This is a genomic window from Streptomyces clavifer (assembly GCF_036345975.1).
Lineage (GTDB): Bacteria > Actinomycetota > Actinomycetes > Streptomycetales > Streptomycetaceae > Streptomyces > Streptomyces clavifer.
This window is the reverse complement of the sequence record NZ_CP107793.1, coordinates 5,283,457-5,309,064: the sequence shown is the minus strand read 5'-3', so window position 1 is coordinate 5,309,064 and position 25,608 is coordinate 5,283,457. Positions and strand designations below refer to the sequence as shown.

Here is a 25,608-nt window from a genome sequence, read left to right as displayed (position 1 = left end):
AGTCGGAGGTCGCCTCACCGGTGGACCGGTCGCTCGCGCAGTCGCGTTCAGAGCCGCACGGTGAGCTGTGCCTGGATGTGGGCGCGCAGCACGCCCGCCATGTCCGTCGCACAGTCGGCGAGCAGCCACTGCACCTGGAGCCCGTCCATCAGGGCGATCAGCTGCTGCCCCGCCGCCTCGGGATCGATGCCGTCCCGCAGTGCGCCCTCGTCGCACGCCTGGAGGTAGGCGAGCCCGGCGCCGGAGACGGAATCGCGGTAGCGCCGCACGAAGTACGCGTGCGCCGGGTGGTCGGCAGCGGTGGCCTCGGCGGAGACCACGGTGAACAGCTCGACGATCCCCCGGCGCGTGGCGTTCAGCGCGGCCAGCTCGGCGAACCGGCGCAGCCGGTCGACGCCCGTGGTGCCGCCCACCGACAGCCATGCGCCGTCCGCCTCGTCACGGTGTTCGAGCACGGCGAGCAGCAAGGACTCCTTGGTGGGGAAGTGGTGCAGCAGGCCGGGGTGCGACATGCCGCACCGGGTCGCGATCACGCGCAACGAGGCACCCCGGTAGCCGGCCTCGCCGAACAGCGACATGGCCTGGTCGAGGATCTCGCGTCGCTTCGCCCGGCCCTTCGCGTAGCCACGCTGCGCTTCGGCGGTCACGCGCCACTCCCTCCCCCGGTCCTGTCGGCAGCCGGCTGCCGAGTCAGCCGTCGTCGGTGATCAGATTCGCACACGGGGTCCGGGGCCCGCGAGAGATACTTACCAGGTGGTCGGTATTGACCCTAAGGTGGACCCGAACCGTGTCGCGAAAGGACCCCCCGTGGCCCCCTCCCTGCCCTACCTCGACCCCGCGCTGCCCGTCGCCGACCGGGTCGACGACCTCCTCGGCCGCATGACCCTGGCCGAGAAGACCGGCCAGATGCTCCAGCTGAACGCCAAGGACGGGGTACGGCACCTCATCGAGGACCTGCACGTGGGTTCGATCCTGCACGCCTCGCCCGAACGCGTCCTCGAAGCGGCGGCCCTCACCGAGCGGACGCGCCTGCGCATCCCCCTGCTGGTCGCGGAGGACTGCATCCACGGGCACTCCTTCTGGGAGGGGGCGACCATCTACCCCACGCAGCTCGGCATGGCCGCCACCTGGGACCCGGAGCTCGTGGAGCGCATCGCCAGGGCGACGGCCGTCGAGGTCGCCGCGACCGGTGTCCACTGGACGTTCTCCCCCGTCCTCTGCATCACCCGCGACCTGCGCTGGGGCAGGGTCAGCGAGACGTTCGGCGAGGACCCCTTCCTGATCGGCGAGCTCGCCTCGGCGATGGTCCGCGGCTACCAGGGCGACGGTCTGGCCGACCCGACGGCGGTCCTGGCGTGCGCCAAGCACTTCGCGGGCTACTCCGAGACGCAGGGCGGCCGTGACGCGAGCGAGGCCGACATCTCCCGGCGCAAGCTGCGCTCCTGGTTCCTCCCCCCGTTCGAGCGGGTCGCCCGTGAGGGCTGCCGTACGTTCATGCTCGGCTACCAGTCCATGGACGGCGTCCCCGTCACCGTGAACAACTGGCTGCTGAACGAGGTGCTGCGCGGCGAGTGGGGCTACACCGGCACCCTGGTCACGGACTGGGACAACGTCGGCCGCATGGTGTGGGAGCAGCGGATCTACGCCGACCACACCCAGGCCGCCGCCGCGGCGGTCCGCGCGGGCAACGACATGGTGATGACCACGCCGAAGTTCTTCGAGGGCGCGCAGCGGGCGGTGGAGCAGGGCACCCTCGGCGAGGCGGAGATCGACGCGGCGGTCCGGCGCGTCCTGACGCTGAAGTTCGAGCTGGGCCTGTTCGAGGATCCGCGCCATCCCGACGCCGCGCGGCAGGCGGAGGTCATCGGCAGCGCGGGGCACGCCGTGCTCAATCTGGAGGCGGCCCGCCGCTCCCTGGTCCTGCTCACCAACGACGGCACCCTGCCGCTGGCCGGCGGCTTCGAGGCGGGCGCCGACGGACGCGCCCTCTCCGGCCCCGTCCCGGCGCCGCGCACGGTCGCCGTCGTCGGGCCCAACGCCGACGACGCGCAGACCCAGCTCGGCGACTGGGCCGGTTCCTCGGGCCAGGCCGACTGGCTGCCGGACGGCCACCCGCGCCCGATGATCCGTACGGTGCTCGACGGCTTCCGCGCCCACGCCCCGGCCGAGTGGACCGTCTCGTACGCGCGGGGCGCCCGGATCCTCACCGTGGGGCCCGACCCGGAGGGGGAGTTCTTCCCCGACGGGCAGCCGCGCCCCGAGGTCGTCGTGCCGGCGGAGCCCGACGAGGCCCTGATCCGTGAGGCGGTCGCCGCCGCCGAGGCCGCCGACCACGTGGTCGCCGTCGTGGGCGACCGCATCGAACTCGTCGGCGAGGGACGCTCCACCGCGACCCTGGAACTCGTCGGCGACCAGGTCGCGCTGCTCGACGCGCTGGCCGCCACGGGCAAGCCTCTCGTCGTCGTGGTCATCAGTTCGAAGCCGCTGGTCCTGCCGCCGTCCGTGCTGGGCGCCGCGGCGATCGTGCACGCCTTCAACCCGGGCATGCAGGGCGGACGTGCCGTGGCCGAGGTACTGCTCGGGCTCGTCGAGCCGTCGGGGCGGCTGCCGGTCTCCTTCGCCCGGCACGCGGGCCAGCAGCCGACGTACTACAACCAGATCCGCGGCCAGCACGGCACCCGGTACGCCGACCTCACCCAGCGTCCTGCGTTCGTGTTCGGCGAGGGGCTGAGCTACACGACGGTCGCGTACGCGGACCTGGAGGTGCTCACGACGAGCGTCGGGACGGCCGACACGCTGCGTGCACGCGTCACGGTCCGCAACACCGGGTCCAGGCCCGTGCGGGAGACCGTGCAGGTGTACATCAGCGACACGGTGACGTCCGTGACCTGGGCCGAGAAGGAGCTGAAGGCGTATCAGCAGGTGACGCTCGCTCCGGGGGAGGCGCGCGAGGTCCTGGTGGAGCTGCCCGTCGGGGCGTGCACGCTGGTGGACGCCGAGGGCCTCCGCGTCGTGGAGCCGGGCGACTTCGAGCTGCTCGTCGGCCCGTCCTCGCGCGACGACGCCCTGCTGCGGGCGGGCTTCACCGTGAAGGGCTGAGCCCCGCGGGGCTCAGCCCGCGACGCGCCGTGCCTCCCCGCCCTCGGCACGGTACCCGGAAGTGGAAACCGCCTCCCGGCCGGCGGGGGGAGCCGGTCGGGAGGCGGTGCGCGGGGCGGGGCGCCGGTGTACGGCGCCCCGGAGGGCGTCAGCCCTGGTGGGGGTAGGTGTAGTCGGTCGGCGGGACCAGCGTCTCCTTGATGGCGCGGGTCAGCGTCCAGCGCTGCAGGTTCTGCGGGGCGCCCGCCTTGTCGTTGGTGCCCGAGGCCCGGCCGCCACCGAAGGGCTGCTGGCCGACGACGGCACCGGTCGACTTGTCGTTGATGTAGAAGTTGCCCGCGGCGTAGCGGAGCTTGTCCATCGTGTACGCGGCCGCCGCACGGTCGTTGGCGATGACCGCACCGGTCAGCGCGTAGTCGGAGACCGACTCCATCTGCTCCAGCATGGCGTCGTACTTCTCGTCCTCGTAGACGTGGACGGCGAGGATCGGGCCGAAGTACTCGGTGGTGAAGACCTCGTTGGCCGGGTCGTCGCACACGATGACGGTCGGGCGGACGAAGTAGCCGACGGAGTCGTCGTACGTGCCACCCGCGACGATCGTGCAGGACGGGTCGGCCTGGGCGCGGTCGATCGCGGCCTTGTTCTTCGCGAAGGAACGCTCGTCGATGACGGCGCCGATGAAGTGCGACAGGTCGGTGACGTCGCCCTGGGTGATGGAGTCGACCTCGGCAGCGAACTCCTCCTTGAAGCCGGAGTTCCAGAGGGAGGCCGGGACGTACGCCCGGGACGAGGCGGAGCACTTCTGGCCCTGGTACTCGAAGGAACCACGGGTCAGGGCGGTCTTCAGCACGGCGCGGTCGGCGCTCGGGTGCGCGACGACGAAGTCCTTGCCACCGGTCTCGCCGACGAGCCGCGGGTAGGTGCGGTAGTTGGCGATGTTGTTGCCGACCGTCTTCCACAGGTGCTGGAAGGTGGGGGTCGAGCCGGTGAAGTGGATGCCGGCCAGGTCGCGGTGGTTCAGCGCCACCTCGGAGACCGCCTTGCCGTCGCCCGTCACCAGGTTGATGACGCCCTTGGGCAGACCGGCCTCCTCCAGGAGCTGCATCAGCAGCACGGCGGCGTGGGTCTGCGTCGGGGACGGCTTCCACACCACGACGTTGCCCATGAGGGCGGGCGCGGTGGGCAGGTTGCCCGCGATGGCCGTGAAGTTGAACGGCGTGATCGCGTAGACGAAGCCCTCCAGCGGACGGTGGTCCATACGGTTCCACACGCCGGGAGAGTTCGCCGGGGGCTGCTCGGCGAGGATCTGGCGCGCGTAGTGCACGTTGAAGCGCCAGAAGTCGACGAGCTCGCAGGGACAGTCGATCTCGGCCTGCTGGGCGGTCTTCGACTGGCCGAGCATCGTGGACGCGGCCAGCGTCTCGCGCCAGGGGCCGGCCAGCAGCTCGGCGGCGCGCAGGATGATCGCGGCGCGGTCGTCGAAGGACATCGCGCGCCAGGCCGGGGCGGCGGCGAGGGCGGCGTCGATCGCGTCCTGCGCGTCGGCCTCCGTGGCACCGGCGAACGTGCCGATGACGGCCTTGTGGTTGTGGGGCTGCACGACGTCGAAGCGCTCGCCGCCACCCATCCGCTTCTCGCCGCCGATGGTCATCGGCAGGTCGATCGGGTTCTCGGCGAGCTCCTTGAGCTTCGCCTCCAGGCGGGCCCGCTCGGGGGAACCCGGGGCGTAGGAGTGGACCGGCTCGTTGACCGGCGCGGGGACCTGGGTCACAGCGTCCATGAGTGCCTTGTCTCCTTGGTTGGGGTGGGTGGTCGGCCGGGCGGGTCAGCCCTTGGTTCAGCCCTTGGTGAGGATGGAGCGGGCGAAGAACAGCAGGTTGGCCGGCTTCTCCGCGAGGCGGCGCATGAAGTAGCCGTACCAGTCGGTGCCGTACGCCGTGTAGACGCGCATCCGGTGGCCCTCGGCCGCGAGGCGGATCTGCTCGTCGCTGCGGATGCCGTACAGCATCTGGAACTCGTACTCGTCCAGTTTGCGCCCGGCCTGGTGGGCGAGCTCCTGGCCGATGGCGATGAGCCGCGGGTCGTGGGAGCCGATCATCGGGTAGCCCTCGCCCAGCATCAGGATCTTCAGGATCCGGACGAAGGCCTTGTCGATCTCGGGCTTCTGCTGGTACGCGACGGAGGCGGGCTCCTTGTACGCGCCCTTCACCAGGCGGACCCGGCTGCCGGCCGCGGCGAGGCGGCGGGCGTCGTCCTCGGTGCGGAACAGGTAGGCCTGGATCACACAGCCGGTCTGCGGGAAGTCCTTCCGCAGCTCCTCGTGGATGGCGAACATCGAGTCGAGGGTGGTGTGGTCCTCGGCGTCCAGCGTGACGGTGGTGCCGATCGCGGCCGCCGCCTCGACCACCGGGCGGATGTTGGCGAGCGCCAGCTCGTGGCCGTCGTCGAGGGACTGGCCGAACATCGACAGCTTCACCGACATCTCGGCGCCGGTGCCCAGACCGAGGTCCGCGAGGTGGCCGATCAGCTCCAGGTAGGCGTCACGGGCCGCCGCGGCCTGCTCGGGGGTGGTGATGTCCTCACCCACGACGTCCAGGGTGACCTCGAGGCCCTGGTCGGCCGAGTCCTGCACGATCCGGATGACCTGGTCGACCGTCTCACCGGCGATGAACCGGTCGACGACCTGCTTGGTGCCCGGGGCGGCCGAGACGAAACGACGCATCTTGTCGCTGCGGGACGCGGCGAGAATCACGGGACCCAGCACGGGGCACCTCCACGGAATGTACGAACGGGGGCCGTATCGGTATGCACACGAACAGACCGGGACGGCACGGAGAACCACCGTGAAATCTAGGGATCCATCCGATCCTGTGCCATCGACACCTGTCACGCATCTGTGGCCGCCACCTCAGACATATGTCTGAAGGGGTGCGAGAATGGCCGGGTGAAGGGCGATTACCAGGAGCTGGTCGACGAGATCTCCGCGCTGCTCGGCGCCCCGGCCACCCTGGAGGACCGGGATTTCGGCCTGGTCGCCTTCGGGGCCCACGACAGCGACGACGACACGGCCATGGACCCCGTCCGTACGCGCTCGATCCTCACCCGGCGCTCCACCCCGGCCGTCCGCGCCTGGTTCGAGGGCTTCGGCATCACCCGCGCGACCGGCCCGGTCCACATCCCGGCCGCTCCGGAGGCCGGGGTGTTCCGCAGCCGGATCTGCCTGCCGGTACGCCATCGGGGTGTCGTCCTCGGGTACGTATGGCTGCTGGACGCGGATCCGGCACCCACCGACGCGCGACTGACGGCGGCGATGGAGGTCGCGGCGCGGATCGGTGCGCTCCTCTCCGACGAGGCGCGGGCGGGCGCGGACCTGTCCCGCGAGTTCGGCGCGGTGCTCGCCGCCGGCCGGGGCTGGCAGCACGACATGGCCGTCGCCGCCCTGAGCGAGGCTCTCGGCCCGGACGCGGAGGGACTGCACACGGTGGTGTGCGTGACGCCGTGGCCGGAGGAGACACCGTCGGCGCGTACGGTGCCCTCGGCAGCGGCCCTCGCCACGGTCATGGGGGCGGGGACGGGAGCCGGTGCGGGCCCGGGGACGGGAGCGCCCTCGCTGGCCGCGCTCGTCAGGCTGCGCTCCCCCGACGCCCTGGACCCGGCGACGACGGCCGCGGACCGGCTGCGCGCGGCAGCGGGTCCCGCCGCCACCGCCGGCGTCGCGGTCGCCCGCCGGGGCCTGACGGAGCTGGCCGACTCCTGGCACGAGGCCCGGTCCGCGGCCCGCGCCGCGGCGGCGGAGTCCCGCTTCGGTCCCGTCGCCGGCTGGCCGGCCATCGGCCCGTACCGGCTGCTGGCGTCGCTGCCCCGGCACCCGGGAACCGCGCCGGACCACACGGTGGCCACCCTGCTCAACCCGCCGCACGCCGAACTGGCCCGCACCGCCGAGGTGTTCCTCGACTGCGCGGGCCAGGCGAGCCGGGCGGCGGCCGCGTTGGGCATCCACCGCCAGACGCTCTACTACCGGCTGACCCGGGTCCAGCAGCTCACCGGACTCGACCTGAACGACGGTGAGGACCGGCTGCTGCTGCACATGGCGCTGAAGTCGGCCCGGCTGTGATCCGGTGCGCACTCTGCAGGGCGCGGGCCCCGAATGTGCGGGCCCTGCCGGGTCCGTCTGTCGCTGTGCGGGACCTGCCGGGGCCGGCCATGAGGACGTGCCCGCTGTGCCGGGGCCGGCCGGACGGGCCCTGTGGGGAGGTGGCGCGGGCTCGCGCGGAAGCGGGCCCGCTCCTCAGGCGCGCTCACGGGTGGCCGGAGCCGCGCTGCCGGTGACGCGCAGATCCCGCCGCATCGCCTCGCGCAGCTCGTGGAGCGGACCCCGGGCGTCGTCGATCCGGGCGCCTATGACGTCCAGCGCCTCGCCCTCCCCCGCCGTTCCGCTCTGCTTCGTCTTGAGCATCCCGTACGCGGAGCTCAGAGCCGCGTTGGTCCGCCGGGCCACCTCGAGCAGGGGGTCGGGGACGATCATCTGGGCCTCCGCGTACGACTCCAGATAGGCGGTGCGGCACTCCTCCACCTCGTCCCTGCCCGGCTCCGGCCAGGTGCCTCGCCGCAGCGCGTGGACCCGGTCGCGCAGGGCGGTGAAGTACTGGCGGGCCGTCGTGTTCAGCACCACGTAACCGGCCCTGCGGGCTTCGAGCGCCGCCTCCCGGGAACGCTCCTCGTGCTCTGCGCGACGCTGCCGCTCGGCGTGCTCCAACTCCCGCCGCTTGACGCGGTCGGCGCTGCGCTGGGTCAGCCAGGTGGCGGCCAGCGTTCCGCAGACGCCGATCAACGCGATGAGAATCGCACCGGTCTCCACCGTCCAGCCCCCCGTCGGCCGTCGCCCCCGTACCGGAGGCCGACCCTATCGCGGCCCCGGCCGCGCCGGGGTCCGTACCCGGACAGCGGCGCACCCGGCAGTGCGGACCAGTGACCGCGCTGCCGGGTGCGCCCGCCGCTCAGCGGTGGGTCAGTCGGTGAGGTTCACCGAACGGGCCGAGACGGCGCCGATCTCCTCGGCGATCTCGGTCAGCACCGACTGCGGGATGGTGTCGTCGACGGTGAGGACGACCAGCGCCTCGCCGCCCGCGTCCTGCCGCGAGACCTGCATGCCCGCGATGTTCAGGCCGGCCTCGCCCAGGATCTTGCCGACGGCGCCGACGACGCCCGGACGGTCCTCGTAGCGCAGGACGACCATGTGGTCGGCGAGCGCCAGGTCGACGTCGTACTCGCCGATGCCGACGATCTTCTGGAGGTTCTTGGGGCCGGCCAGGGTGCCGGAGACCGCGACCTCCTCGCCGCTGGACAGCGTGCCGCGGACGGTCACCACGTTGCGGTGGTCCGGCGACTCGGAGCTGGTGGTGAGGCGGACCTCGACACCGCGCTCCTGCGCGAAGAGCGGGGCGTTGACGTACGACACCGTCTCGTCGACGACGTCCTCGAAGACGCCCTTGAGCGCGGAGAGTTCGAGCACCTTCACGTCGTGCTGGGTGATCTCGCCGTAGACCTCGACGTCGAGCCGGGCCGCGACCTCGCCCGCGAGCGCGGTGAAGATCCGGCCGAGCTTCTCGGCGAGCGGCAGTCCGGGACGGACGTCCTCGGCGATGACACCGCCCTGGACGTTGACCGCGTCGGGCACGAGCTCACCGGCGAGGGCGAGACGTACGGACCTGGCGACCGCGATGCCCGCCTTCTCCTGCGCCTCGTCGGTGGAGGCACCGAGGTGCGGGGTGCAGACCACCTGGTCGAACTGGAACAGCGGGGAGTCCGTGCAGGGCTCCTTCGTGTACACGTCCAGACCCGCTCCGGCGACGCGGCCCTCCTTGAGGGCGGAGGCCAGCGCCTCCTCGTCGACGATGCCGCCGCGGGCGGCGTTGACGATCCGCACCGAGGGCTTCACCTTGTGCAGGGCCTCGTCGCCGATCAGGCCCAGCGTCTCGGGGGTCTTGGGGAGGTGCACCGTGATGAAGTCGGAGACCTCGAGCAGCTCGTCCAGCGTGAGGAGCTTGACACCCATCTGCGCGGCGCGCGCGGGCTGCACGTAGGGGTCGTACGCGACGATCTTCATGCCGAAGGCCGACATGCGCTGGGCGACCAGCACGCCGATGCGGCCGAGGCCGACGACGCCGAGCGTCTTCTCGCTGAGCTCCACACCCGTGTACTTGGAGCGCTTCCACTCGCCGTTCTTCAGGGCGGTGTTGGCCTGCGGGATGTTGCGCGCGGTGGCGACGAGCAGACCGCAGGCGAGCTCGGCCGCGGTGACGATGTTGGACGTCGGCGCGTTGACGACCATCACGCCGGCCTTGGTGGCCGAGGAGACGTCGACGTTGTCCAGGCCGACGCCGGCCCGGGCGACGACCCTGAGCTTCTTCGCGGCGGCGATGGCCTCGGCGTCGACCTTGGTGGCGGAGCGCACCAGGATGGCGTCGACATCGGCGATCGCGGGGAGGAGCGCGGCGCGGTCCGCGCCGTTGCAGTGCCGGATCTCGAAATCCGGACCCAGAGCGTCGACCGTGGCGGGCGACAGCTCTTCAGCGATGAGTACGACAGGTTTCGAGCTCACGTGTTGTCCTCACAAGTCCAGTGCGGACGGCCGTCCCGACGGCCGCAGGCGGTGGAGGGGCTAGCCGCGTGGAGACGCACGACACTGTGGGCCCTGACGCGTATATGTGTTGAGCAGTGTAGTCATGCGACCGGGCGCGTAGAGCGCTCCAGTGGAAGGATCACCCGCACGGGGTGGACGGTCTGTACGAACGTACGGTGCCGTTCCCGCCACCGGCTCTCCCCGCAGTGACACGGGGTGTGAGGCCGGCCCGGGGGCGGATCCGTGCGGACCCGCCCCCGGCAGGAATCAGGCGTCGTCGTTGTCGACCCAGCTCATGAGCTTGCGCAGCTCCTTGCCGGTGGTCTCCAGCAGGTGGTCGCTGTCGGCCTTCTTGTACTCGTTGTACTTGGGCAGACCGTTGTGGTATTCAGCCATCCAGTTCTTGGCGAAGGTGCCGTCCTGGATCTCGGCGAGAATCTTCTTCATCTCGGCCTTGGTGGCGTCCGTGATGATCCGGGGGCCGGTGACGTAGTCGCCCCACTCGGCGGTCTCCGAGATGGACCAGCGCATCTTCTCCAGGCCGCCCTCGTACATGAGGTCGACGATGAGCTTCAGCTCGTGGAGGCACTCGAAGTACGCGATCTCCGGCTGGTAACCGGCCTCGGTCAGCGTCTCGAAGCCGGCCTTGACCAGGGCGGCGGTGCCACCGCAGAGGACGGCCTGCTCACCGAACAGGTCGGTCTCGGTCTCCTCGGTGAAGGTCGTCTTGATGACGCCGGCGCGGGTGCCGCCGATGCCCTTCGCGTAACTGAGGGCGAGCTCCAGGCCCTTGCCGGTGGCGTCCTGCTCGACGGCCACGATGCACGGGACGCCGCGGCCCTCCTCGTACTGGCGGCGGACGAGGTGGCCCGGGCCCTTCGGGGCGACCATGCAGACGTCGACGTTGGCCGGCGGCTTGATGAAGTCGAAGCGGATGTTCAGGCCGTGGCCGAAGAACAGCGCGTCGCCGTCCTTGAGGTTGTCCTTGACGGACTCCTCGTAGACCTGGGCCTGGATCGGGTCCGGGACGAGGATCATGATGACGTCGGCCTCGGCGGACGCCTCGGCCGGGGTCACCACGCGCAGGCCCTGCTCCTCGGCCTTGGCCTTGGACTTCGAACCCTCGTGCAGACCGACACGGACGTCGACACCCGAGTCGCGCAGCGACAGCGCGTGGGCGTGGCCCTGGCTGCCGTATCCGAGGACCGCGACCTTGCGGCCCTGGATGATGGACAGGTCGGCATCGTCGTCGTAGAACAGCTCGGCCACTGGGTCTTCTCCTTGGTGTGCAGGTGTTGCGTCCCACCGTACGGCGGGGTGCGTCGATACGTTGTCGGGTCTCGCGATGCGAGCGGTCGGGTCCGGTCCGGCGGACCGGACCCGGTGCCGCCCGGAACGGTTTACGCGGTGCGGTCGAGCGCGCGCAGGGAACGGTCGGTGATCGAGCGCGCGCCGCGCCCTATGGCGATCGTGCCGGACTGGACGAGCTCCTTGATGCCGAACTGCTCCAGCATCTTGAGCATGGCTTCCAGCTTGTCGGCACCTCCGGTGGCCTCGATCGTGACGGCCTCCGGGGAGACGTCCACGGTCTTGGCACGGAACAGCTGGACGATCTCGACGATCTGGGAGCGGGTCTCGTTGTCCGCGCGGACCTTCACCAGGACGAGCTCCCGCTGGATCGCAGCGGACGGCTCGAGTTCGACGATCTTCAGAACGTTGACCAGCTTGTTGAGCTGCTTGGTCACCTGCTCCAGGGGCAGACCCTCGACATTCACGACGATGGTGATGCGGGAGATGTCGGGGTGCTCGGTCGTACCGACCGCGAGCGAGTCGATGTTGAAACCGCGCCGGGAGAACAGGGCCGTGATCCGGGCGAGGACACCCGGCTTGTTCTCGACCAGGACGGAGAGCGTGTGCTTGCTGGACATCAGTCTGTCTCTCTCTGTCTCTCAGTCGTCTTCGTTGTCGCCGAAGTCGGGGCGGACACCGCGGGCTGCCATGACCTCGTCGTTGGAGGTGCCGGCGGCGACCATCGGCCACACCATGGCGTCCTCGTGGACGATGAAGTCGATGACGACCGGGCGGTCGTTGACCGCGTTGGCCTCGGCGATGACCTTGTCCAGGTCGGCCGGGTCCTCGCAGCGGATCGCGTGGCAGCCCATGGCCTCGGACAGCTTGACGAAGTCCGGCACCCGGGTGCCCTTCGCCGGGGCGCCGTCCGTGTCCGCGCCGGAGTGCAGCACGGTGTTGGAGTACCGCTGGTTGTAGAAGAGGGTCTGCCACTGGCGGACCATCCCGAGCGCGCCGTTGTTGATGATCGCGACCTTGATCGGGATGTTGTTGAGCGCGCAGGTGGTGAGTTCCTGGTTGGTCATCTGGAAGCAGCCGTCGCCGTCGATCGCCCAGACCGCGCGGTCCGGCATGCCGGCCTTGGCGCCCATGGCGGCCGGCACCGCGTATCCCATCGTCCCGGCACCGCCGGAGTTCAGCCAGGTGGACGGCTGCTCGTACTTGATGAAGTGCGAGGCCCACATCTGGTGCTGGCCGACGCCGGCGGCGAAGATCGTGCCCTCCGGGGCGAGTTCACCGATGCGCTCGATGACCTGCTGCGGCGAGAGGCTGCCGTCCTCCGGCAGGTCGTAGCCGACCGGATAGGTCTCGCGCCAGCGGTTGAGGTCCTTCCACCAGGCGTCGTAGTCGCCGGTGTTGCCGTCGGTGTGCTCGGCCTGGACCGCCTGGACGAGGTCGGCGACGACCTCGCGCGCGTCACCGACGATCGGCACGTCCGCGGCACGGTTCTTGCCGATCTCGGCCGGGTCGATGTCGGCGTGCACGATCTTGGCGTACGGGGCGAAGCTGTCCAGCTTGCCGGTGACGCGGTCGTCGAACCTGGCTCCGAGCGCGACGATCAGGTCGGCCTTCTGCAGCGCGGTGACGGCGGTGACCGAACCGTGCATGCCGGGCATTCCCACGTGCAGCGGGTGGCTGTCGGGGAAGGAGCCGAGCGCCATCAGCGTGGTGGTGACGGGCGCTCCGGTGAGCTCTGCCAGGACCTTCAGCTCCGCGGTGGCGCCGGCCTTCATGACACCGCCGCCGACGTACAGCACCGGGCGCTTGGCCTGGGTGATGAGCTTGGCCGCCTCGCGGATCTGCTTGGCGTGCGGCTTGGTGACCGGGCGGTAGCCGGGCAGGTCCATCGACGGCGGCCAGCTGAAGGTCGTCTTCGCCTGCAGCGCGTCCTTGGCGATGTCGACCAGGACCGGACCCGGCCGGCCGGTGGAGGCGATGTGGAAGGCCTCGGCGATGGTGTGCGCGATGTCCTCGGCACGGGTGACCAGGAAGTTGTGCTTCGTGATCGGCATCGTGATGCCGCAGATGTCGGCTTCCTGGAAGGCGTCCGTACCGATGGCGGCGGAGGCCACCTGGCCGGTGATCGCGACCATCGGCACCGAGTCCATCGCCGCGTCGGCGATCGGGGTGACCAGGTTGGTGGCGCCGGGACCCGAGGTGACCATGCAGACCCCGACCTTGCCGGTGGCCTGGGCGTATCCGGTGGCGGCGTGACCGGCGCCCTGCTCGTGGCGGACCAGGATGTGGCGGACCCGGGTGGAGTCCATCAGCGGGTCGTACGCCGGCAGGATGCAACCACCGGGAAGGCCGAATACGGTGTCGGCGCCGACTTCCTCGAGAGAGCGGATGAGGGACTGCGCGCCCGTGAGGTGCTCAACGGAGGCGGAGGACGGTCCGCCGTTACGGGCCCGCGGCTGCGGGTGCTGGGCCCCGGTGGCCTGCTCGGTCATCGGCATTCTCTTCTCGAAGCTGAGGGTTTATGCGGGGTGTTTGTGGGGTTTTGGGTGTTGCTGGTGCAACAAAAAACCCCTCGTGCCGTGAGGCAAGCGAGGGGAGCGCGCCGGTGCGGTCTGCAAGGTGTCCATGAGTGACCCTGCTTCAGCCGACGCGCTTTCCAAGTACGAGAATTCGGGTGCGCATGGCATTGACCCTCTCTCCGGCACGCGTACGGTGTCAAGTGGGTGGGACGGGCGTCTCATCATGTGAGCGGCATTGCAGCGGGATCGAGCCGCCCGCGAGCACCGGCTGAGCGGCCGGACCGCCGCCCGGGACGGGGAACTTCCCGCGGATGAGGGTGCGTCGCAGCCGGTACTCGTCGAGCGGCCCGGAGAAGGCCATGCCCTGCCCGTGCGTGCACCCCATGGCACGCAGGGCACGCACCTGCTCGGGCAGGTCCACCCCGTCGGCCACGGACTGCATGCCGAGGTCGCCGGCGATCCGCAGGAGACCACTGGTGATCTTGTGCACCCGCGCGGACTCCGCGATGCCCTCGACGAGGCCCCGGTCCAGCTTCAGCACGTCGATGGGGAGCCTGCGCAGGGCGTTGATCGCGGCGTATCCGCTGCCGAAGCCGTCGAGCGCGATCCGGACGCCGAGCCGGCGCAGCGCGACCAGCCGCTGTTCCAGGTCCTCGAAGGAGACCCCGGGGTCGTTGTCCGACACCTCGATCATCAGGGCGCCGGAGGGCAGCCCGTGCCGGGTGAGGAGCGCCTCGACGGAGCTGAAGGGCAGCGCCCGGTCCAGGAGCCTGCCGGCCGATACGCGGACCGAGACGGAGACCGGGTGCCCGGCCAGGGCCCGGTCGGCGGCCTGCTCGACGGCCTCCTCCAGCAGCCAGCTGCCCAGCTCGGCGGCACGGTCGCTGTCATCGGCGACCCGGAGGAATTCGGCGGGGGTGAACAGGATGCCCTGGGCGGAGCGCCAGCGCGCCTGGGCGGCGACGGCCGCGACGGTGCCGCTGGCCAGATGGACGACGGGCTGGTGCAGCAGGGCGAACTCACCCTCGCGCAGGGCCGTGCGGAGCCGTGCGGCGAGCTCGGAGCGGTGCACCACCTCGGCCTGCATCTGGGGGGCGTACAGCTCGACCCGGTCCTTGCCGCCCGCCTTCGCGCGGTACATCGCGAGGTCGGCGTTGCGCATGAGGTCCTTGGGCGTGATGGAGGGCTCGGCGAACGCGACGCCGATGGAGGCGGCCACGCGGACCTCTCCGGTGCCGATCCGGTACGGCTGGGAGAGCGTGAGCCGCAGCCGTTCGGCGATCTCGTGGACCTGGTACTCCCTGGCGGCCTGGTCGCGGGTGCCGTCGCCGACGATGAGCGCCGCGAATTCGTCACCTCCGAGGCGTGCCGCGGTGTCCGAGGCGCGGACGGACTCCTGGAGGCGGCGGGCGGCCTGGATGAGGAGCTCGTCCCCCGCCTGGTGGCCGATGGAGTCGTTGACGGCCTTGAAGCCGTCGAGGTCGATGAAGAGGACGGCTGTGCCCGGGTCGCCGGCGCGCCTGCCGCCCAGCGCCTTGCTGACCCGGGCGGTGAACAGCGCGCGGTTGGGCAGGTCCGTGAGCGGGTCGTGCTCGGCGTTGTGCTGGAGCTGTGCCTGCAGCCTGACCCGCTCCGTCACGTCGCGGCTGTTGAGCAGCAGGCCGCCCTGGTGGCGGTTGACGGTGGACTCGACGTGCAGCCAGTCGCCGGTGCCCGATCTGAAGCGGCACTCGATCCGGGTGGTGGGTTCCTCGCAGGACGGGGCCGCGAGGAACCGCCGCACCTCGTGGACCACTCCCCCGAGATCCTCGGGGTGGATGATCGACGCCAGCTCGGCGCCGACGAGGTCCTCGGCCTCGCGCCCGTAGACGCCGGCCGCCGCCGGGCTCACGTAGCGCAGGACCCCGGTGGGGGCGGCGATCATGATGACGTCGCTGGATCCCTGCACCAGGGAGCGGAAGTGGTTCTCCTTCTGCGCCAGCTCCTGGGTGAGGGCGATGTTGTCGAGGAGCATGATGGCCTGACGCACGACCAGGGCGAGCACGACCGCGCAGCCGGTGAGGACGACGACCCGGTCGGTGCTGCGGTCCTCGACCACGTTGTAGAGGATGCCGAGGGTGCAGACGGCCGCGGCCAGGTACGGCGTGAGCGCCGCCAGGGAACCGGCGATCGGCCGGCTGGCGGTCCGCGGCTCACGGCCGGGCTCGACAGCGTTGTCCTGGACGTGGCGGGCGCCCCAGGGTGCGTACGCCAGGAGCAGGGAGCCGGCGAACCAGCCGGCGTCCAGCAGTTGGCCGGAACTGTAGGCCGAGCGCAGCAGCGGTGAGGTGAAGAGGGCGTCGCACAGCACGGTCAGGGCGAGCCCTGCGATGGCGGTGTTCACCGCGGAGCGGTTGCCGTGGACCCGCCGGAAGTGCAGTGCGAGCACCATGGAGACCAGCACGATGTCGAGCAGCGGGTAGGCCAGCGTGAGCGCGGCCCGGGCCACGCTCTCGCCCTCGGCGTTGGCCACGTGGGCGGTGTGGGCGAGTGCGAGGCTCCAGGAGAGCGTCAGCAGGGAACCGCCGATCAGCCAGGCGTCCAGGACCAGGCAGACCCAGCCGGCCCGGGTGACGGGTCGTTTGGCGAGGACGAGCAGTCCGACAATGGCGGGCGGCGCGAAGCAGAGGAAGAAGAGGTCGGCGAGCGACGGGGAGGGCACGGGGCGCCCCAGGACCACCTCGTACCAGCCCCAGACCGCGTTGCCGCCGGCGGCCATGGCGGAGGAGAGCGAGAACAGCAGCCAGGCGGGCCTGTAGCGGATACCGCTCGTGCGGGCGTAGAGGAAGCACGACACGGCGGCGATCAGGGCGGCGACACTGAGCCCGAAGTCGCCCATGAACAGGGCGAGTCCCGGTGAGCCCCAGCCGGTGGCCGCCCCCACGGCGTACCCCGCGCAGATGGCGGCGAGAATCAGCTGGGAGCGCAGCCCCGCGTTCCGGCCGGTGGCCGGCCGCCGGGAGAGCAGGGCCCCGAGGGCGCTCACCGCAGAGCTCCCCGGGCCGGGCCCGGCGCCCTGGGCGTCGTCGACCGCACCCGTCCGCCCTGCCGCACCTGACCGTCCGTCCACTGGCCGCACACCACTCGTCGCCCCCTCGCGTTCTGCTTCCTCCCCGGCGCCGTCCCTGCCACGACGCAGCCCCCTCCGGACGATACACCAGAGTCGTCACTCAGGGACATAGCTTCTCTACGCTCCGTGACCATGAGGGGTGTTGCGGGAACGGTGTGCAGCCGAACCGATTCGCAGCGTGCTCAGTCGGTCGTGAGTACGAGGTTGTCGACCGGCTGCCCTGCGGCGAACCGGGTGAGCTGTCCGGCCAGCAGACGCTTGGCGCGCGGCAGGAACGCCGAGGTACTGCCGCCCACATGGGGCGTGATGAGGACGTGGGGAGCATGCCAGAGGGGGTGACCCGCGGGCAGGGGTTCGGGGTCGGTGACGTCGAGTGCGGCCCGCAGGCGCCCGGATTCGAGCTCGGAGAGCAGCGCCGCGGTGTCCACCACCGGCCCCCGCGCGACGTTCACGAGGAGCGCGCCGTCCCGCATCGCCGCGAGGAAGCCTGCGTCCACCAGCCCTTGTGTGGACGGGTTCAGCGGGGTGGACAGGATGACGACGTCCGCCGCGGGCAGCAGGGCGGGCAGGTCCTCGAGCGCGTGCACGGGGCCGCGCCCGGCTGCCCGTGCGGAGCGTGCGACGCGCACCACCCGCGCGCACTCGAAGGGTTCGAGCCGGTCCTCGATGGCCGCGCCGATCGACCCGTAGCCCACGATGAGCACGGACTTGTCGGCGAGCGCCGGATAGAAGCCGGACCGCCACTCCTCCCTGCCCTGGCCCTGTATGAAGCCGGAAAGGCCCCGCAGCGAGGCGAGGACCAGCGCGAGCGCGAGCTCGGCGGTCGATGCCTCGTGCACCCCCTTGGCGTTGCACAGCCGCACTCCGGCGGGCAGCAGCCCGAGCCCCGGCTCCACGTGGTCGATACCGGCGGAGAGCGTCTGCACCACCTGGACCGCGCTCATGGCCTTGAGCGGGCGGACGGCGACCTCCGCACCCTTCATGTACGGAACCACGTAGAACGCGCAGTCCGCGGGGTCCGACGGGTAGTCCCGGCCGCCGTCCCAGAAACGGTAGTTGAGACCCTCGGGGAGTCCGTCCATCTCGGCGGCCGCGATCGGCAGCCATACGTCGGTCGCGGGTGTCGAAGTCCGTGTCGAAGTCATGGTCAGGAGGCTATGCGAAGGGCGCGGGGCGGCAGAGGTTACTTTGGGGGCGGTGTGGTCCCGTGACGGCGGGACCGAGGGAGGGTTCGGGGAGTTGGAGCGCAGGACAATCGGCTCGGCGGCGCTCGCCGTGGGCGCGGTCGGGCTGGGCTGTATGCCGATGAGCTGGGCCTACAGCACGTCGCAACAGCGTGGTGACCGTTCGCTGCGGACGGTGCACGCGGCACTGGACGCGGGCGTCCAACTGCTCGACACGGCCGATATGTACGGTCCGTTCACCAATGAGCTGTTGGTCGGGCGCGCGGTCAAGGGGCGCCGGTCCGAGGCCTTCCTCTCCACCAAGTGCGGTCTGCTGGTGGGCGACCAGCACATCGTCGCCAACGGGCGGCCCGGATATGTGCGCCGGGCCTGCGACGCCTCGCTGCGGCGGCTGCAGACCGATGTGATCGATCTGTACCAGCTGCACAGGGCCGACCCCGAGGTACCGGTGGAGGAGACCTGGGGCGCGATGGCGGACCTGGTCACGGCGGGCAAGGTGCGGGCGCTGGGCCTGAGCGCGGTCGGGGCGCGCGCCGGGCGCCGGCCGGGGGCGCGGATGCATGACGGAACGATCCGGCAGCTGGAGCGGGTCCAGCAGGTCTTCCCCGTCAGCGCGGTCCAGGCGGAGCTCTCCGTGTGGTCGCCGGAGGCGCTGGAGGACCTGCTGCCGTGGTGTGCAGCGCGGGGTGTGGGCGTACTCGCCGCGATGCCGCTCGGCAACGGCTACCTGACGGGGACGCTGAAGCCCGGTCAAGGCTTCGAGCCGGACGATCCGCGGGCCAGGCACCCCCGCTTCACCGCGGAGATGATGGCGGCCAACCAGCCGGTGGTGGCGGGTCTGCGGCGGATCGCGGAGCGGCACGGCGCGACTCCGGCGCAGGTGGCGCTGGCGTGGGTGCTGCGGCAGGGGCGGCACGTGGTACCGGTGCCGGGCACGAAGCGCGAGCAGTGGGCCGTGGAGAACGCCGGTGCGGCGGCCGTGGCGCTCACGGACGGGGATCTGGCGGAGATCGACGGGCTGCCGCGGGCGCGCGGGTCGTGGTACTGATCACGTGGCGGGGAGAATGGGCGGAGACCGGAACCCACGGCGGAGCAGCCGTGTATGAACGGTAGTCACGCTCACCGTCGAAAGGATCGGTGCTGTGCAAACTCCTGCGGTGCGCAAGGGGATGGTGGCCGCGTTCGCGTCGGCCTCCCTGCTGCTGTCGTCCGCCTGCTCGTCGGACGCCGGCTCGGCGGCCGGAGGGAAGGACCCGTCCTCTCCCCCGGCGAACACCTCGTCCGCTCCCCCGGCCTCGTCGAGCCCGCCGGCCGACCTGCCGCCGGCCAAGGGGTCGGTGGACGTCGTGTCGACGCTCACGGAGGACCTCGCGTCCCCCTGGGGCCTCGCGGCGCTGCCCGGCGGTGATCTGCTGGTGGCCTCGCGCGACGGGGCGACGATCAGCCGGATCGACGGGGACAGCGGCAGGAAGACGCTGCTGGGCTCCGTGCCCGGAGTCGCACCGTCCGGAGAGGGCGGCCTGCTCGGCCTCGCGGTCGCGCCGACGTACGGCGCGGACCATTTGGTGTACGCGTACTTCACCACCGCCTCGGACAACCGCATCGCCCGCCTCCAGTACGACGAGGGCAAGCCGGCGGGTCGGCAGCTGGGCGCCCCCGACACGATCCTGCGGGGCATCCCGAAGGGCTTCGTCCACAACGGCGGCCGGATCGCGTTCGGCCCCGACCGCATGCTGTACGCGGGCACCGGCGAGACGGGTGACACCGGCCTCGCCCAGGACAAGGCGTCACTGGCCGGCAAGATCCTGCGGATGACCCCTGACGGCGAGCCGGTCCACGGCAACCCGGAGGCCGACTCGGTCGTGTACTCGTACGGACACCGCAATGTGCAGGGTCTCGCCTGGGACGGGGAGAAGCGGCTCTGGGCGGCCGAGTTCGGCCAGGACACCTGGGACGAGCTGAACAGGATCGAGCCGGGGAAGAACTACGGCTGGCCCGAGGTCGAGGGCAGGAAGGGCGAGGCCGGGTTCGTCGACCCGGTGGCCCAGTGGAAGACCTCGGAGGCGTCCCCGAGCGGCATCGCGTTCGCGGAGGGCTCGGTCTGGATGGCGGGGCTGCGCGGCGAACGGCTGTGGCGGATCCCGCTGTCGGGCACGGTGAAGGAACCTCTGGCACCGCCCCAGGCGTTCCTGGAGGGGACCTACGGCCGGCTGCGCACCGTGCTCGCGGCGGGCGGTGACAAGCTGTGGGTGGTCACGAGCAATACGGACGGACGCGCCACCCCGAAGCCGGGCGACGACCGGATCCTGCTGCTGAAGGTGCGGTAGCGGCCGGCCGGGGCAGCACGTCGGAGGGAGCACGACCGGTGTTCAACTTCTTCGAGGAACTGTTCGCTCCGGGCCGCAAGCACACGGCCGCGGAGCAGAAGCGGCTGGAGCTGAGCCGGGTGGACCTGGGCATCGGCGACCCTGCGAGGGGCCCGATAGACCTCACGGCGGGCAAGGTGACGCTCCGGCGCCCGCCTCCGGGGCCGGGCGCACCGGACGGGCCGGGCGACGTCCCGCCCGAGCCCCCGCCGGGCGGCACCCGCGCCGGCACCGTGCCGGGCCCGCCCGGCGCGGCCGAGGACGCCCCGCGCGGGCCGCACGGCTGACCGCCCGGCATCCTCTCGGCCCGTCCGGAGCCCGGGACGCCGAGCCCCGACCGGCTCACCCCACGGCGTACGGCCGGAACCGAAGCACACCGGCGTACAGCCGGAACCGAAACGCGCGTACGGCAGCCGCGGCGCGGCGTCCGCGGCACGACAGGGCACGGCGTCCGCCGCACGACACGGTTCGGCGGACGGTGCGCCGCCCGCCCACCGGGGCGGAACGGGTCGGGGAACAGGAACGGCAGGAGCGGCCGCGCTACCCCGCCGCGGTGGGCAGGCCGACGATGAGGTCGAAGTACATCCCCACGGAGATGAGGACTCCGAGCACGCCGAGCGCGATGCCCGCCAGGGCGACGGAGCGGATCCAGCCCGGCTGCGGGCCGGCGGCGGGGGGACCGAAGGCGGGGCGGACCAGGACGAGGACGCCGACCAGCAGCGCCAGGAGTGCGAACAGCCCGTTGACGAGGGCCGTGGTGTGCCAGGCGTCGGCGTAGATCTCGGAGATCTGCTGGGCGGCGCTGCCGCCGCCGGAGGTCTTGATCTGCCCGATCAGGGTCTCGCGCTCGGCGGCGACCCGGCCGGACCAGGCGCCCGAGAGGGAGATGACACCGAGCGCGGCGGCGACGACGGCTGCGGCGCCCGTGCCGGCCGAGGAGGAGGCGACGGCCTCCGCGTCCTCGTAGGGGTCGGACTCCAGGTCGTCGTCCTCAGCCGCCGCGTCGGTGGCGGCCTCGGTGGCGGGGGATGCGTCGGCGGGTCCGGACTTCGTCAGGTCCGGCGCGGCGGCCTCGTCCGTCGCCGTCCTCTCCTCGGTGTCGTCGGCAGCGGATGCGGGTGTGGAGGGGGTGGTCTTCATGCGCCGCACGCTAGGGGGCCCGGATGAGAACCTCCTTAACGCGCCGTTCCCCCATGCCCGTACGGCACGCCAGTCCGCGGCCGGCACGGACCAGATCTGCCCGCCGTGGCGCTCTCCCCGGTACCGGTACGCCTCGCGCGGCACGCCGCCGCGCTTCACGCCGAGCCGCTCGGCCACCGCGATGCTGCGGAGGCCGGCGGCGGAGGCGATCCACTCCGCACGGTGCGTGCCTCGGTCTCAGTGGATGCGCTGCGTGACGAGCCGGTCCTGGTCGTCGGCGCGCTCCCCCGGGATCCCCGCACGCGGCGCCGTCCGGTCCGGCGGCTCGATGCTGATGCGCGGGAGCAGGCGGTCCAGCGGGGCGGGCAGCCACCAGTTCGCACCGCCCAGCATGTGCATCAGGGCGGGCACCAGCAGGGTGCGCAGGACGAAGGCGTCGAGTGCGACGGCGGCGGCCAGCGCGATGCCGAACATCGCGATGACGCGGTCCCCGCTGAGCACGAAGGCGAGGAAGACCGAGATCATGATGACGGCGGCGGAGTTGATCACCCGGCCGGTCTCGGCGAGGCCGACCCGGACCGATCTGCGGTTGTCGCCGGTCTCCAGCCACTCCTCGTACATCCGGCCGACGAGGAAGACCTGGTAGTCCATCGAGAGCCCGAAGAGCACGGACACCATGATCACCGGCAGGAAGGGCTCGATCGGGCCCGCGCTGCCGAGTCCCAGCAGTTCGCTGCCCCAGCCCCACTGGAAGACCGCGACGACGACCCCGAACGAGGCGGCGACGGCGGCCACGTTCATCACGGCCGCCTTCAGCGGGATGGCGAGGGACCGGAAGGCCAGCAGCAGGAGCAGGCAGCCGAGGCCGATGACGACCCCGACGAAGAGCGGGAGCTTGCCGATGATGATCTCGGCGAAGTCGTCGTAGCTGGCGGTCACACCGCCCACGTGGACCTGGAGGGACGTGTGGTCCTGTACCGGCGGCAGGACGTCGTCGCGCAGCCGGTCGACGAGTTCGCTGGTCCGCTGGGACTGCGGGGCGGACTCCGGGACGACGGTGACGAACGCCGTGTCGCCGCTGCTGTTGTACGTGACCGGGCTCACGGAGGCGACACCGTCGGTGTCCCGCAGCACGCCGGGCAGGCCGTCCAGGGCGAGCCGGTCGTCGGCTCCGTCGAGGTGGGCGGCGATCGTCAGCGGCCCGTTGACACCGGGGCCGAACCCGTCGGCCAGCAGGTCGTACGCCTGCCGGGTGGTCGCCGTGGCGGGGTTGTTGCCCTGGTCGGAGGTGCCCAGGTGCAGCCCGAGGGTGGGCAGGGCGAGCACCGCCATGACGGCGGCGGCGACCGCTCCGAGCAGCTTGGGGTGCCGTTCGACGAACGCGGACCAGCGGGCCGCGAAGCCGGTGGTCCGTTCGGGCTGCGGTCCGTGCTCGGCGAGCTGCCTGCGCTCGCGCCGGCTCAGCGCCCGCATGCCGATGAAGGAGAGCAGGGCGGGCAGCAGGGTCACGGACGCGGCGACGGTCAGCACCACGGTGAGGGACGCGGCGATGGCGACGCCGTTGAGGAAGCCGAGCCGCAGGACCAGCATGCCGAGCAGGGCGACGCAGACGGTGGCTCCGGCGAAGACGACGGCGCGCCCGGTGGTGACTATGGCGTTCTGTGCGGCCTCGGGGACGGACAGGCCGCGGCGCAGTCCGGTGCGGTGCCGGGTGACGATGAACAGCGCGTAGTCGATGCCGACACCGAGACCGATGAGCATGCCCAGCATCGGTGCGAAGTCGGCGACGGTCATGACGTGCCCGAGCAGCACGATGCCCGCGTACGCCGTCCCGACGGAGACGAGGGCGGTGGCGATGGGCAGCAGGCTGGCGGCGAGCGAGCCGAAGGCGAGGAAGAGGACCAGGGCGGCGACGACGACCCCGATGGCCTCGCTGAGGTGGAGGGCCGGTGCCTCGGTCAGGGCGACGGCGGTGCCGCCGAGCTCGACCTGGAGCCCGTCGCTCGCGGCCTCCTTCGCGGTGTCGACGACGGCCTGCGCCTGTTCCTGCGGGATCTCGTCGGCCCGGTGGTCGAAGGTGATCGTGGCGTAGGCGGTACGGCTGTCCGCGCTGACCTGCCCGTTGCCGGCCGCACCGTAGGGGCCGGTGACGTCCCCGACGCCGGGCAGGGCCTCGATGGCCGCCAGTGTCCTGGTCATCGTCCGTTCGACGTCGGTGGCGCGGACGGTGGGGCCCTCGGTGTGCCAGACCACCGTGTCGGTGTCGCCGCCGAGATCGGTGAACCCCTCCTGGAGGAGCTCACCCGCGCGGCCCGACTCGGTGCCGGGCACCTCGTAGTCGTTGGAGTACGCGGACCCCGCGAAGCCGGCCGCGGTGGCGGCGCCGCCGAGGGCGATCAGCCAGATGAGGACGGCGGCGAGGCGGTGCCTGAGACACCAGCGTGCGATGGCGGCCAACGGAGGTGCTCCTGAGGGTTCGTGGACCCGCGCGGGGACATAAGGGGGAACATCCCGCAAAGGTCGCATGACCTGAGATGCCTCACTCTGTCAGCCAATCGTGATCATTTGCCCTTTTCGTGGCCATGGTCACAGGACTTGACGGTAGCCACAGCGGTCACACGGAGGGCGGTGCACCCCCGTGGTCCGGGGTGCACCGCCCTTTCGTTCACACAGGTCCGCCAGACGGCCTGGGCCCCGGCTCGGGACGCTCCGGGGGCGGTGTCCGCCCCCGCGCCCCACCCGTTCAGCCCTCGACGCCGAGCTTCTCCAGGATCAGCTCGCGCACCCGCGCCGCGTCCGCCTGGCCGCGGGTGGCCTTCATGACCGCCCCGACCAGCGCACCCGCCGCGGCGACCTTGCCACCGCGGATCTTGTCGGCGATCGCGGCGTTGCCCGCGATGGCCTCGTCGACCGCGGTGCCCAGCGCGCCCTCGTCCGAGACGACCTTCAGACCGCGCTTCTCGACGACGGTGTCCGGGTCGCCCTCGCCCGCGAGGACACCCTCCAGGACCTGGCGCGCCAGCTTGTCGTTGAGGTCGCCGGAGGTGACGAGCTCGGCCACCCGGGCGACCTGCGCCGGGGTGACGGGCAGCTCGTCCAGGCTGCGGCCGGTCTCGTTGGCGTTACGGGCGAGCTCGCCCATCCACCACTTGCGGGCCTGGTCGGAGGGGGCGCCCGCGTCCGTGGTGGCGACGATCAGGTCGACCGCCCCCGCGTTCAGGATGGACTGCATGTCGTGCTCGTTGACGCCCCACTCGTCCTTGAGCCGCTTGCGGCGCAGCCGCGGCAGCTCGGGGAGCCCCTGGCGGAGCTCCTCGACCCAGGCGCGGGCCGGCGCGACCGGCACCAGGTCGGGCTCGGGGAAGTAGCGGTAGTCCTCGGCGTTGTCCTTGATGCGGCCGGCCGTGGTGGAGCCGTCCTCCTCGTGGAAGTGCCGGGTCTCCTGCACGATCGTCCCGCCGGAGTTCAGCACCGCGGCGTGGCGCTGGATCTCGAAGCGGGCGGCGCGCTCGACGGAACGCAACGAGTTGACGTTCTTCGTCTCGGAGCGCGTACCGAACTTCTCGGTGCCGTGGGGACGCAGCGACAGGTTCACGTCGCAGCGCATCTGGCCCATCTCCATCCGGGCCTCCGAGACACCGAGTGCCTTGATGAGCTCGCGGAGCTCGGCGACGTACGCCTTGGCGACCTCGGGGGCGCGTGCGCCGGCCCCCTCGATCGGCTTGGTGACGATCTCGATGAGCGGGATGCCCGCACGGTTGTAGTCGAGCAGCGAGTGCGAGGCGCCGTGGATGCGGCCGGTGGCACCGCCGACGTGCGTCGACTTGCCGGTGTCCTCCTCCATGTGGGCGCGCTCGATCTGCACGCGGAAGATCTCACCGTCCTCCAGCTGGACGTCCAGATAGCCGTCGAAGGCGATCGGCTCGTCGTACTGCGAGGTCTGGAAGTTCTTCGGCATGTCCGGATAGAAGTAGTTCTTCCGGGCGAAGCGGCACCACTCGGCGATCTCGCAGTTCAGCGCGAGCCCGATCTTGACGGCGGACTCGATGCCGATCTCGTTGACGACCGGCAGCGCGCCGGGCAGCCCGAGGCAGACCGGGCAGGTCTGCGAGTTGGCGTCCTGCTTGAGCTCGGTGGAGCACCCGCAGAACATCTTGGTCTTGGTGCCGAGCTCGACATGGACCTCGAGGCCCATGACGGGGTCGTACGTCGCGAGGGCGTCCTCGTACGACTCCAGGTCGATGACAGTCACGGTGAAACT

At 71.5% G+C, this 25,608-nt stretch carries 18 protein-coding genes; 5 read left to right on the top strand and 13 right to left on the bottom strand.

Going from position 1 to position 25,608, the window contains the following annotated elements; genetic code table 11:
- Window positions 1-47: 47 nt before the first annotated feature.
- Window positions 48-647: a TetR/AcrR family transcriptional regulator gene (locus OG927_RS23375; protein WP_056794611.1), complete on the bottom strand. Its 600-nt coding sequence runs from the start codon at window positions 645-647 to the stop codon at window positions 48-50.
- A gap of 160 nt (window positions 648-807) precedes the next feature.
- Between OG927_RS23375 and OG927_RS23370 the strand changes: the two genes are divergently transcribed.
- Window positions 808-3,099 carry an exo-beta-d-1,3/1,6-glucosidase gene (locus OG927_RS23370; protein ID WP_319100803.1) on the top strand — a complete coding sequence of 764 codons (2,292 nt, stop codon included), beginning with the start codon at window positions 808-810 and terminating at the stop codon, window positions 3,097-3,099.
- Between the two features lie 148 nt (window positions 3,100-3,247).
- Here the strand turns inward: OG927_RS23370 and pruA are convergent, their stop codons facing one another.
- Window positions 3,248-4,879, bottom strand: a complete 1,632-nt coding sequence (gene pruA, locus OG927_RS23365; RefSeq protein WP_056794607.1) for an L-glutamate gamma-semialdehyde dehydrogenase — start codon at window positions 4,877-4,879, stop codon at window positions 3,248-3,250.
- A gap of 57 nt (window positions 4,880-4,936) precedes the next feature.
- The gene (locus tag OG927_RS23360) at window positions 4,937-5,863 is read right to left on the bottom strand and encodes a proline dehydrogenase family protein (protein WP_056794605.1); all 927 of its coding nucleotides are present in this window, start codon (window positions 5,861-5,863) and stop codon (window positions 4,937-4,939) included.
- Window positions 5,864-6,043: 180 nt separating this feature from the next.
- Here OG927_RS23360 and OG927_RS23355 point away from each other — a divergent pair, with 180 nt between their 5' ends.
- Window positions 6,044-7,213 carry a PucR family transcriptional regulator gene (locus tag OG927_RS23355; protein ID WP_330320725.1) on the top strand — a complete coding sequence of 390 codons (1,170 nt, stop codon included), beginning with the start codon at window positions 6,044-6,046 and terminating at the stop codon, window positions 7,211-7,213.
- Between the two features lie 174 nt (window positions 7,214-7,387).
- On the opposite strand, the gene OG927_RS23350 is transcribed toward OG927_RS23355, so the two are convergent.
- From OG927_RS23350 to OG927_RS23320, 7 genes are all read right to left on the bottom strand, one after another.
- Complete coding sequence (locus tag OG927_RS23350) at window positions 7,388-7,957, bottom strand: hypothetical protein (RefSeq protein ID WP_330320724.1); 570 nt, start codon at window positions 7,955-7,957, stop codon at window positions 7,388-7,390.
- Between the two features lie 150 nt (window positions 7,958-8,107).
- The gene (gene serA / locus OG927_RS23345; protein ID WP_056794598.1) at window positions 8,108-9,700 is read right to left on the bottom strand and encodes a phosphoglycerate dehydrogenase; all 1,593 of its coding nucleotides are present in this window, start codon (window positions 9,698-9,700) and stop codon (window positions 8,108-8,110) included.
- 288 nt (window positions 9,701-9,988) lie between these two features.
- Window positions 9,989-10,990, bottom strand: a complete 1,002-nt coding sequence (gene ilvC, locus OG927_RS23340; RefSeq protein ID WP_056794597.1) for a ketol-acid reductoisomerase — start codon at window positions 10,988-10,990, stop codon at window positions 9,989-9,991.
- Between the two features lie 131 nt (window positions 10,991-11,121).
- Complete coding sequence (gene ilvN, locus OG927_RS23335; RefSeq protein ID WP_056794595.1) at window positions 11,122-11,649, bottom strand: acetolactate synthase small subunit; 528 nt, start codon at window positions 11,647-11,649, stop codon at window positions 11,122-11,124.
- 21 nt (window positions 11,650-11,670) lie between these two features.
- Complete coding sequence (locus OG927_RS23330) at window positions 11,671-13,527, bottom strand: acetolactate synthase large subunit (protein WP_079099437.1); 1,857 nt, start codon at window positions 13,525-13,527, stop codon at window positions 11,671-11,673.
- A gap of 217 nt (window positions 13,528-13,744) precedes the next feature.
- On the bottom strand, window positions 13,745-16,573 hold the full coding sequence (locus tag OG927_RS23325) for a putative bifunctional diguanylate cyclase/phosphodiesterase (protein ID WP_209469690.1): 2,829 nt from the start codon (window positions 16,571-16,573) through the stop codon (window positions 13,745-13,747).
- A 266-nt stretch (window positions 16,574-16,839) separates the two neighbouring features.
- The gene (locus OG927_RS23320) at window positions 16,840-17,802 is read right to left on the bottom strand and encodes a 2-hydroxyacid dehydrogenase (RefSeq protein ID WP_330320723.1); all 963 of its coding nucleotides are present in this window, start codon (window positions 17,800-17,802) and stop codon (window positions 16,840-16,842) included.
- Window positions 17,803-17,932: 130 nt separating this feature from the next.
- Between OG927_RS23320 and OG927_RS23315 the strand changes: the two genes are divergently transcribed.
- The 3 genes from OG927_RS23315 to OG927_RS23305 all read left to right on the top strand — a co-directional run bounded on the left by OG927_RS23315 (window position 17,933) and on the right by OG927_RS23305 (window position 20,494).
- A complete protein-coding gene (locus tag OG927_RS23315; RefSeq protein WP_056794847.1) occupies window positions 17,933-18,889 on the top strand; it encodes an aldo/keto reductase in 957 nt (318 codons plus the stop codon).
- Window positions 18,890-19,010: 121 nt separating this feature from the next.
- Window positions 19,011-20,168, top strand: a complete 1,158-nt coding sequence (locus OG927_RS23310; protein WP_206431780.1) for a PQQ-dependent sugar dehydrogenase — start codon at window positions 19,011-19,013, stop codon at window positions 20,166-20,168.
- 38 nt (window positions 20,169-20,206) lie between these two features.
- Window positions 20,207-20,494 (top strand): DUF6191 domain-containing protein, encoded by a 288-nt coding sequence (locus OG927_RS23305; RefSeq protein WP_330320722.1) that lies wholly within the window; start codon window positions 20,207-20,209, stop codon window positions 20,492-20,494.
- A gap of 253 nt (window positions 20,495-20,747) precedes the next feature.
- Here the strand turns inward: OG927_RS23305 and OG927_RS23300 are convergent, their stop codons facing one another.
- The 3 genes from OG927_RS23300 to gatB all read right to left on the bottom strand — a co-directional run bounded on the left by OG927_RS23300 (window position 20,748) and on the right by gatB (window position 25,599).
- Window positions 20,748-21,347, bottom strand: a complete 600-nt coding sequence (locus OG927_RS23300; RefSeq protein ID WP_124281113.1) for a hypothetical protein — start codon at window positions 21,345-21,347, stop codon at window positions 20,748-20,750.
- Window positions 21,348-21,584: 237 nt separating this feature from the next.
- Window positions 21,585-23,804: an MMPL family transporter gene (locus OG927_RS23295; RefSeq protein ID WP_330320721.1), complete on the bottom strand. Its 2,220-nt coding sequence runs from the start codon at window positions 23,802-23,804 to the stop codon at window positions 21,585-21,587.
- A 286-nt stretch (window positions 23,805-24,090) separates the two neighbouring features.
- Window positions 24,091-25,599 carry an Asp-tRNA(Asn)/Glu-tRNA(Gln) amidotransferase subunit GatB gene (gatB, locus tag OG927_RS23290; protein ID WP_056794580.1) on the bottom strand — a complete coding sequence of 503 codons (1,509 nt, stop codon included), beginning with the start codon at window positions 25,597-25,599 and terminating at the stop codon, window positions 24,091-24,093.
- Between the last annotated feature and the right edge of the window lie 9 nt (window positions 25,600-25,608).